Source organism: Bradyrhizobium sp. 76, assembly GCF_023073025.1.
Classification (GTDB): domain Bacteria; phylum Pseudomonadota; class Alphaproteobacteria; order Rhizobiales; family Xanthobacteraceae; genus Bradyrhizobium.
In genome coordinates this window covers 1-617 of sequence record NZ_JADPIS010000126.1, presented here as the reverse complement: position 1 = coordinate 617, position 617 = coordinate 1, and the positions used below count along the sequence as shown (strand labels likewise).

Sequence of the window (617 nt, the reverse complement as noted above, 5' to 3'; positions counted from 1 at the left end):
TCGAAGAAGTTGTCGTGCCGGCCGACACGTTCCAGGCCCAGAAGCTCGGCCCAGATCTGCGCCAGCGCGATCTCGATCTCGCCCCGCGGCGCCTCATAGGCTGCCCGCGCATACGCATCATCCTCTGGCGGGGGCAGCGCCTTGCGGTCCAGCTTGCCGTTCGGCGTCAACGGCAGCGCCGCAAGCCGCACAAACGCGCTCGGCACCATGTACTCGGGCAGCCGCGCACCAAGATGGGTGCGCAACGTGCCGGCAAGTTCAGTCCCCTCGGCTTCGCCGGCATGCTCCGCAGCCGTAACCACATAGGCGACCAGACGCTTCTCGCCGCTGCGATCCTCGCACGCAACCACCGCCGCGTCGCGCACCGACGCGTGCTCAACCAGCCGCGCCGCGATCTCGCCAGGCTCGATCCGGAAGCCGCGGATCTTCATCTGGTCGTCGATGCGGCCCAGAAACTCCAGATTGCCGTCCGGCAGGTACCGCGCGAGATCCCCGGTCCGGTACATCCGTGCGCCGACCTCACCACTGAACGGATCGGCCAAGAACCGCTCCGCCGTCAGTTCGGGCCGGTTCAGATAGCCACGCGCGACCCCCGCCCCGCCAATGTAGAGCTCTCC

The 617-nt window shown here is 68.1% G+C and carries 1 protein-coding gene; it reads right to left on the bottom strand.

The genetic code is table 11. The annotated features are described in order from the left end of the window. A partial coding sequence (locus IVB48_RS33110; protein WP_247406743.1) for an AMP-binding protein occupies window positions 1-617 on the bottom strand: 617 nt, incomplete at both ends.